The sequence below is a fragment of the Frankia sp. CcWB2 genome, assembly GCF_977927585.1.
On record NZ_CDWRCM010000031.1, the window covers coordinates 4085 to 8562 of the forward strand.

Sequence of the window (4478 nt, forward strand, 5' to 3'; positions counted from 1 at the left end):
CCCGCACCTCGACGTCCGCGAACCGCTCCGCCGCCGCGGCCTCGACGACGGCCGTGGCCATCGCGAAGATCCCGGGATCACCGGAGGAGACCACGGCGACGTTCGCGCCGCCGGCCGCCAGTTCGAGGGCGAGCTCGGCGCGCTCGGCCTCGACGGTGTTCCCCGAGGCGTGCCGGCGCTGGCGTGGATCGACCGGCACCCGGTCGAGGTAGGGGCCGTAGCCGATGAGGTCGTCGGCGGCGGCCAGCGCCTCGGCGGCCTGCGGCGTCAACCAGCCCGCGGCGCCCGGTCCGAGGCCCACCACGACGACCTCCCCCGCGCCGGGCGTGCCGTCGGTACCGACGGTGCCAGCCGTACCAACGGTGGGCGCCGTCAGTACCCAGTCCGCCTGCGACGCGCGCAGCGGCGCCGGATCGTCCGGCCCCCGGACCGGGCTCGGCAGTACCGCGAGCGAGAAGTACGGCACCGTGGCCGGGTCTACCGCACCGAGCGGGGCGATGCGCTGGCCGGAGGTGGTGGCCCGTTCCACGTACCAGGTGTCCGCGAGGCGTCCCGCGGCGGTGAAGGCGTCCCGGACCCCCGGGAAGGTCCGCCCCATCTTGAGCACGACCGCGGTGTCCGTGCCGGCGATACGCTCGGCGAGGGCCGCCGGCGGCAGCGTGCCCGGCAGCACGGTGAGGACCTCGTTGCCCTCGACCAGCGGCCGGCCGAGCACCGCGCACCCCGCCGACAGGGACGTCACCCCCGGCACGACCTCGGTCGGGTACCGGTCGGCGAGACGCCGGTGCAGGTGGATGAACGAGCCGTAGAAGAACGGGTCACCCTCGCTGAGGACCACGACGTCCCGGCCGGCGTCGAGGTGGACGGCCAGCCGCTTGGCGCAGTCCTCGTAGAACTCGTCGATCGCGCCACGGTAGCCGCCGGGGTGGGAGATCGTCTCGGTGGTGACCGGGTAGACCAGCGCCTCCTCGATCTGGTCACCGCGCAACTGGCTCGCGGCGACCGACCGGGCGATGCTGCGGCCGTGCCGGGCGCTGTGGTAGGCGATCACGTCGGCGTCACGGATCAGGCGGGCCGCCTTGAGAGTGACGAGCTCGGGATCCCCCGGTCCAACCCCGACTCCCCACAGCCGGCCCTTCGACGGCACCATTAATCCTCCTCGCTCGCGATCGCGTTGACCGCGGCGACCGCCATCGCGCTGCCGCCCCGCCGACCGTGCACGACGAGATGCTCCAACCGGGCCGGATCATCCACGAGGGCCTGCTTGGACTCCGCGGCGCCGATGAACCCGACGGGCACGCCGACCACCGCCGCCGGTCGCCCAGCTCCGGCCGCGACGAGTTCCAGCAGGCGGAACAGCGATGTCGGAGCGTTCCCGACCGCCACCACGGAGCCGGCGAGCCGATCCGCCCACAGATCCACCGCCGCGGCGCTACGGGTGGTGCCCAGCCGCTCGGCGAGCTGCGGCACCCGGGGATCACCGAGCAGGCAGAGAATCTCGTTCGCGGCGGGCAACCGACGGCGGGTCACGCCGGCCGCCACCATCTGCGCGTCGCAGAGCACCGGGGCGCCGTCCAGCAACGCCGCGCGCGCCGCCGCGACCACGCCGGGGGTGAAAGCGAGATCGTCAACGAGATCCACCATTCCACAAGAGTGGATCATGCGGACCGCAACCCGGGCGACGTCACCGGGCAGCCGGTCGAGACGCGCCTCGGCCCGGATCGTCGCGAACGACCGGCGGTAGATCTCCGCGCCGTCACGGACGTAGTCGTAACGTTGCATACCGCTCATGTCTGATACGCCGTTCATGCCAGACTCCTCGCCGACCTGACGGCCGCGGCCAGGTCACGGTGGCCGTCGCCGGGGCTCGACGACACGACCGTCGCCTCGCCGCCGTCCGCTCCGACGGAGGCGGCGGCGGCCCCGAGGCCCGTCCGACGGACCCGGTAGCCGGGCCCGGTCGCCACAACCTCCACCACCTGTCCTCCCGGTTGCCCGCAGCGCCGCTCGCAGCCCGACCAGTGCACCGGCGCGAGGGCCGGGCCAACCGGGACGGGCCGGAGGGCTCGCGGCCTCCCGGCCAGGTGCGTCGGCGTCGACGGGTCGCCAGCTCGGATCCGCACGGACACCGCCGCGTCGCGGCGGACATCCGCCAGCGCCCGGGCGCATCCCGGCCGACCGGCACAGCTCGTCACGCCGACCCAGGATGATGCCGGATCGACAACCAGGCCCGCGTCCGCCGCCGCCCTCGACCACCGGGTAGCCTCGGCCGGGTCGAGATCGCGGAGCACGACGGACCGCCACGGAGTCACAACCAGGACGCCGTCTTCGGCGCCGCCCGCTCCGCCGACACCCTCACCACCGCCGGCACCGCCCGCTCCGCCCGCTCCGCCACCGACACCGGCTGCCGCGGCGGCGGCGAGCAGGTCGAGCTGGTCGGCGCTCAGCCGCCCCAGGGGGACGAGCACGGTCAACGCCCGGCGGCCATCACGCTGCGGATGCGGACCGGGCCACGCGCCGGCCCGAACGGTGGCGCTCCCAACGGTGGCGCTCCCAACGGCCTGAGCAATTCCAGCAGCCTGGACGATCCCAACGGCGCCGGCCTCGGCAGCCGCGAGCAAGTCGTCCTGTCCACCCGGTCCACCCGGCAACTCGGCGATCCGCCAGGCCGTCGCGGCGGTGCCCACCGCCGCGCGGGCCTCGATGAAGGCCCGCGCCGCGGCGAGGAGCGCGGGTACGGCGACGTGGACGGGCAACCGCAGCGCGCGGGTTGCGCCCGCGACGGCCAGCAGCATCTCCCCGGAGGGCAGGGCGCGCAGCGCGAGGTCCGCGGGCAGCCCGGCCAGGTCCCCGCTGCCGTCGTCGACGGCGAACAGCACCCGGCCGGGCAGCGCGGCGAGGGCCGGATCCGCGCACAGCCGGCGGTCCAGTTCGGCGACGACCGGCGCGATGTCCCGGCACCCGGCCTCGCCACGTCCGGACAGCGGCGAGCCCACGATGTTGCGGACCCGCTCGTGCGTCGTCGAGGGCAGCAGGCCGACCGCGCTCACCCGGGCGGCGAGCTCCTCGGCCGTACCGTCGGCCAAGCCGTTAGCCAGGCCGCGTAGCTGCACGTTAGCCCGGGAGGTGAGCTCAAGGTGGCCATCGGCGAACTCCCGCGCGCAGCCGGCGAGGGTCTTCGCCGCGGCGGCGGTCAGCCGGCCGCCGGGCAGCCGCAGCCGCGCGAGCGCGCCATCCGCGGCCGGATGCGTCGTCAGCACACCGGGGCAGGCGTCGCGGACACGCTCCCGCGGACTGGTGGGCACCGGCGGAGCATACGTGCCGGACTCGGGCGATGCCGGTTGATCGTTTCTTTGTCACGACGACAGCCGAGTGCTTGACAACACCTCCCACCTCTCTGCGATCGTGACGGGGCCACGAGCGGCGAACGGCGAGGAAGCCCGGTGCGGATCCGGTGCGGATCCGGTGCGGTCCCGCCACCGTCACCGGGGAGTGCGCCCCAGACACGGCCACCGACGCGGGGCATGGACCCCCGGGAAAGGCATCACCATGTCGCCTGTGCAGACTCCTCCCACCGATCCGTCCAACGACCCTTCCGACGACCCGTTGGCCACGGTCACCCGCGAAGCCGGGGAGACATCGGGAGCCGGGGAGACGGAGGTCGACGCGGTCGTCCTGCTGCTGTCGACCTCCGACACCGACCTGCTCTCCGCGCGGGCGAGCGGAGCCCGCTACCGCCTCGCCAACCCGGCCCGGCTCTCCGTCGCCGATCTCCCGGCGCTGACCAGCGGTGCCGATGTGGTCGTGGTGCGCATCCTCGGCGGCCGGCGGACCTGGGAGGAGGGGCTCGACACGCTGCTCGCCGGCCCGCGCCCGATGGTCGTGCTCGGTGGCGAACGGACCCCGGACGCGGAGCTCATGGCCGTCTCCACCGTGCCCGGCGGCATCTGCGCCGAGGCACACGCCTACCTCGCCCAGGGCGGTCCGGCCAACCTCGGCGAGCTGCACCGATTCCTCGCTGACACCCTGCTGCTGTCCGGTACCGGATTCGCCCCGCCGGTGACCATCCCGGCCTGGGGGGTGCTCGACCGGGCCGCGGACGCCTCAGCCACCCCGGACGCCTCAGCCACCCGGGACGTCCCGGACGTCCTCGCGGGGAACGCGGTGCGGCCGGTCGCGGTGCGGCCGGTCATCGGTGTCCTGTACTACCGCGCGCACCACGTCGCCGGGAACATCGCGTTCGTCGACGCGCTCTGTGCCGCGGTCGAGCGGGCCGGCGGGGATCCGCTGCCGGTGTACTGCGCGTCGCTGCGCGCCGCCGAACCCGAGCTGCTCGCCACCCTCGGGCGGGCGGACGCGCTGATCGTCACCGTGCTCGCCGCGGGCGGCAGCCAGCCGGCGCACTCCTCTGCCGGAGGCGACGACGAGGCGTGGGACGTCGGCGCGCTGGCCGCGCTGGACATCCCGATCCTGCAGGG

General features: G+C 74.8%; 4 protein-coding genes. 1 reads left to right on the forward strand and 3 read right to left on the reverse strand.

The window, feature by feature from the left end; translation table 11 throughout:
* The 3 genes from ACY45C_RS05470 to ACY45C_RS05480 form a co-directional block, all read right to left on the reverse strand.
* The coding region (locus ACY45C_RS05470) for a precorrin-2 C(20)-methyltransferase (RefSeq protein WP_462186559.1) at positions 1 to 1150 on the reverse strand (1150 nt) is incomplete at its 3' end.
* On the reverse strand, positions 1150 to 1809 hold the full coding sequence (locus ACY45C_RS05475) for a precorrin-8X methylmutase (RefSeq protein WP_462186560.1): 660 nt from the start codon (positions 1807 to 1809) through the stop codon (positions 1150 to 1152). The genes ACY45C_RS05470 and ACY45C_RS05475, both read right to left, overlap by 1 nt.
* Positions 1806 to 3305, reverse strand: coding sequence for a nitrite reductase (locus tag ACY45C_RS05480; RefSeq protein WP_462186561.1), 1500 nt, complete (start codon positions 3303 to 3305; stop codon positions 1806 to 1808). The genes ACY45C_RS05475 and ACY45C_RS05480 overlap by 4 nt, the downstream gene beginning before the upstream one ends.
* 244 nt (positions 3306 to 3549) lie before the next feature.
* On the opposite strand from ACY45C_RS05480, the gene ACY45C_RS05485 reads away from it, so the two are divergent.
* Positions 3550 to 4478 (forward strand): cobaltochelatase subunit CobN (locus ACY45C_RS05485; RefSeq protein ID WP_462186562.1); only part of this gene is annotated, 929 nt, incomplete at its 3' end.

Coding starts and splice junctions, on each gene's coding strand:
- ACY45C_RS05475 (WP_462186560.1), bottom strand. CDS start 1,809: ATGAACGGCGTATCAGACATGAGCGGTATGCAACGTTACGACTACGTC.